Below are 4291 nucleotides of genomic sequence, written 5' to 3'. Positions count from 1 at the left end.
ACCGGATGCGGATCGTATACGGTTTTATTTATTTCAAAACCATTTGCCTCCACATCATCAAACGATGCTATGAGTGGCGCAACAAATCGGTTATAATACGTTTCTTCTACATTCTTCGGTATCACCACAAATTTCTTAGTGAAGAATGGAATCAGTTTCTTTCCATCTACATATTTTTCAAAACCATATAGATTTCCATTCAATACCATCCATGCAGGGTTCTTGCAGATGAGGTATGCCGATGCGTTAGGCAGATCAAGTTTCTTTCCCTGATAATATACTGTTGGATAGTAATTCGTTTGATCGTTGGTACGCATGAAGTGAAACTGAATGGCGCCCTTCTTATCCAGCACTTCAATTTTTTTCCAGGTTGGCTCACCATCATTACCCATTTCGAAAAGCTGTTTGCCTTTCATCTTTTCGAGAATCTTCGCCCTTCGTTTCTCCAGGTAATCTTCGATCTGTTCTTGCACCAGTTCGTTACCTTTCGTCTTATCATATATTTTGGCAAAGAATTCTTCGGGCTTCATAAACTTGGCCGAGAATTTTTTTACGATTGCCTCCTGTTGCATGGAGTCCATCATTTCGATCAATTCAAAGTCGCGATCATCTAATCCTTTTGAGAACTCACGTGCATTTTTAGCAGAAATATTCTGATGTTGATACGTTAGCTTCCCTTTATCGTCCAAGTGAACGATATACGATTCGAAAATAAATCCCAGGTATTCGTGCTGATACAACGAATAGATGATCTGGAATGGTTGTGAAGAAGACACTTTCATGCAAAAAACGGTTTTTTGATGAAAAAAGAATCCGAATATTACGCATAAAGACTATAAGAAACGGTGCTTTTTTATTTAATATGGTACACGAATCTTACAGATGTTTTCATGTTGAAACATTCGAGTTATTCCTTGAGATACAGGGCCATCTCTATAATTGTTGGGGGGAAACAAAACGCGCAGCATGTACAGCCGGGCGAGAGGAAATTAAAAAAGTAATAACCGTTACTACTCCCAGTGTAGCAGCAAAATCGATCCACGAAACTTTAATCGGGTATCCCTGTGTAATGGACGTCTCCATACCCATGGAGATAATGCCAAAGTTCAGTTGAATCCAGCAAAAGGCTCCTCCTAATATTAAACCTACTAGCGCTCCGGTAAATGCGATGAGGGCTCCTTCCGCAAGAAAAATATTTCTGATCAGTTTTTGATCTGCACCCATGGAGGCGAGAATGGAAATATCTTTTTTCTTATCAATCGCCAGCATCATGAGACTGAAGAATATATTGATCGACCCTATAGCGAGCAGCAATGTAAGGGCAAGAAACGTAAAGAGCTTTTCTATTTTCAACAGACGATAGAGGTCTTTGTGTTGCTCTTCCTGATTCAGAACATTGAATTTATCTCCCAGCACTTGCTGTAACTCACGCTTTACTTCATTAATTGAAAATCCTTCGGCAATTTTTATTTCAAAAGATGTCCGCTTGTTTCCATAATTGAAAAGTTCGCGTGCAAAGTCAAGCGGCACCAACACATAGTTTTCATCGATATACTGAATAATGGAGAATACACCCCCGGGTACAATATTCATTCGCGAATACATTTTAGAAGGATCAGTCATGCCTCCTTTCACATCGCGGATATAGTATATCTGCATAGCAAACATCGGATCATCTACAGCCAGTGTAAGCGTGTTGCTTATACCCTGGCCCACTAATGCATAATTGATTTTGCCTTTCTTTAGCTGCAGCTTGCCTTGTGTTATATTTTCCTGTGGAATTCTGTTCTGCTCAATAAAATTATCGCTCACTCCCTTCAACGTCACGATCTGATTAGCATCACGATAATGAACGTAAGCGTAATCTTCAATCACATCTGTAACAAGCTTCACGCCCTTCACACTTTTAATTTTGTTAACAAGCTCAGCAGAGGTATGGAAAGATTTTCCGGCGGCAGCTTCAATCTTTATTTCCGGATCGAATGAGTCATTCAACGAACGCAACAGATCTTCCAGTCCATTAAAAACAGAAAGCACGATGATCAACGCTGCTGTACTAAAGGCAACGCTGACAATGGAGAGAATTGAAATGATATTAATGAAATTCTTCTTTCGCTTGGAAAGCAGGTAACGTCTGGCGATGAAGAACGGGAGATTCAATCCAATATCAATTTAACTGTGGTGGTTGTTACTCCTTATCGGCAGGAGGGATGTGTAGATTTTTAATAAGATCATCGATGCGTTGGGCATTTTCTTCTACTTCATCAATATAGAAAATAAGTTCAGGAATGATGCGCACTTGTTTTCCTATCTTCTCGCCCAGTGCTCTTCTTATTTCTTTTTTATGCAGATTGATCTTTTCAAGCGTCTTTTGCTTGTCTTTTGCCAGCATCATGCTGATATACACTTTGGCAACGCTGAGGTCGGGACTCATTTTTACATCAGCCAGCGTAATGAATGCATTGTCCAGAAAACCTTTTTTATCGCGTTGAAAAATCTCGCTCAGTTCTTTCTGGATAAGCTTTGAATATTTTAATTGTCTTGTTGAACTCATAATATGCGGATCAGTACGGGAGGTATTCTTCGTTGATTCCATGACAAAGATGAAAAAACATGCGAATCATTTCAATCTTTAAAACCACTCCTCTATTTTTCGAACTATTTTAAAACCATCGAACATTGCTCCGATACTTTCGAATAAATGATCCATACCGGTTGCTCGGGTTGTTGGTTATCATGATTGCGATCAGTATTCCAGCTTTTCTGGATACTCCCGCCATGACATACCCTGAATTAAAAAGCATTTTGGTGGGCGAAAAAGTTCACGGAGGAAGCTCCCTCTATATTGATATTGTAGATTCCACCGGCCCGTTGGCGGGATGGTTTGATGCTTTGTTTGAATTTGTTTTCGGAAGATCGCTTCTGGCCAGGCACATTATTGCCTTTCTTATCATCTTCTCGCAAGCCACTTATCTGGGTATCATCTTCATTAATAAAAAGGCTTTTGCAGAAAGTACATTTATACCTTCGTTGATCTTCGGAACACTTTTCTTCTTTTCGTTCGATACATTCTCCCTAACAGCCGAGTTACTTGGATCAGGATTTTTACTGCTGGCGCTCAACAATCTTTTTCGACAGATAGAGTTTCGTGAACAGGGTGATCCATCGGTTCTTGGTTTTTACATTGGTCTTGCTTCGCTCTTCTGCTTTTCATTTGTAGTATATGTGATTGGCGCGCTTGTTATCCTGATGATCTTTACACGCAGCTCTGTTCGTGGGTATCTGCTCCTTACATTCGGATTCTTGCTGCCTCATTTACTGCTCATGAGCGTTTACTACCTGAAGAACGGCCTGCCCAACCTATGGGAGTTTTACTATCTGCCCAACATTGGCTTTACTGCAGAAAAATATATAAGCACCAAGAGTCTTTGGGTGTTAGGTGCATTGCCTTTACTCTTCCTCCTCATTTCGCTTGTAATGCTAAACCGCGATGCGCGCTTCACGAAGTATCAATCACAACTGGTGCAAACCATGTTTTTCTGGATGATCTTTTCTTTCCTTCAAATAGTATATTCCAAAGACCTCCGCCCACAAAGTTTTATTACACTCTTTCCTCCACTCAGTTTTTACATTGCTCACTTTCTGTTGCTCATTCGCAGAAAGAAATTTGCCGAGATTAGTATCTGGATATTGCTTGTAGGTACTGTGGCGATGGGATATCTATCACGCTATAACAAAATTGCTTCTGTGAAGTATAGCGATCTTTTGGTAGAAGATAATACCAAGTGGGGCAGCTTGAAAGATAAGAAGTTGCTAATGTTAGGCGACAATCTTAACGTTTATAAAAACAACTCCCTCGGATCAGGCTTCCTGAATTGGCGACTCTCTCGTGAAATACTCGAGCAACCAGACTACTATGAAAATGTAATTGAGGTATATAATTCTTTTCAGAATGATCAGCCCGAAGTAATTATTGATCCGGCCAATCTTATGCCTCACTTGTTCAATCGCCTGCCTGCGCTGAAGGATCAATATATTCTGGCAGGCGAAAATATATATCAGCTGAAGAAATAGGAGAATATAATTTCTCTATGTTATCTAAGAATTACTCTGCTGAAAGTATCTTCCTGGTACTTTATGAAAAGCTATATTAGCTTTCGCGGTCTGATTTTTTAAAGAAATATAAACATGACGGATATACTGATTATAGGTGCAGGAGCGGCCGGCCTTATGGCTGCGCGACATGCGAGTGGAGCCGGTAAATCTGTAACGATACTGGAAGCTCGTAATC

The 4291-nt window shown here is 40.1% G+C and carries 4 protein-coding genes and 1 pseudogene; 2 read left to right on the top strand and 3 right to left on the bottom strand.

From position 1 onward, the window contains the following. The 3 genes and pseudogenes from VIN08_RS24850 to rbfA form a co-directional block, all read right to left on the bottom strand. Nucleotides 1-782: pseudogene (locus tag VIN08_RS24850) on the bottom strand (ATP-dependent helicase); the annotation flags it as partial. Nucleotides 783-933: 151 nt separating this feature from the next. Continuing rightward, nucleotides 934-2160 (bottom strand): ABC transporter permease, encoded by a 1227-nt coding sequence (locus VIN08_RS24845; protein WP_331971341.1) that lies wholly within the window; start codon nucleotides 2158-2160, stop codon nucleotides 934-936. Between the two features lie 28 nt (nucleotides 2161-2188). Further along, entirely contained in the window at nucleotides 2189-2554 is a 366-nt protein-coding gene (gene rbfA, locus VIN08_RS24840) for a 30S ribosome-binding factor RbfA (RefSeq protein ID WP_331971338.1), read from the bottom strand. 125 nt (nucleotides 2555-2679) lie between these two features. On the opposite strand from rbfA, the gene VIN08_RS24835 reads away from it, so the two are divergent. Further along, nucleotides 2680-4074 (top strand): hypothetical protein, encoded by a 1395-nt coding sequence (locus VIN08_RS24835; RefSeq protein WP_331971335.1) that lies wholly within the window; start codon nucleotides 2680-2682, stop codon nucleotides 4072-4074. A 114-nt stretch (nucleotides 4075-4188) separates the two neighbouring features. Continuing rightward, the coding region (locus tag VIN08_RS24830; protein WP_331971344.1) for an FAD-dependent oxidoreductase at nucleotides 4189-4291 on the top strand (103 nt) is incomplete at its 3' end.

The sequence above is a fragment of the Ohtaekwangia sp. genome (assembly GCF_036568665.1).
In the GTDB taxonomy this organism is placed as follows: domain Bacteria; phylum Bacteroidota; class Bacteroidia; order Cytophagales; family Cyclobacteriaceae; genus Ohtaekwangia.
The sequence above is the reverse complement of the archived record's forward strand: the minus strand, read 5'-3'. Positions and strand labels throughout refer to the sequence as shown.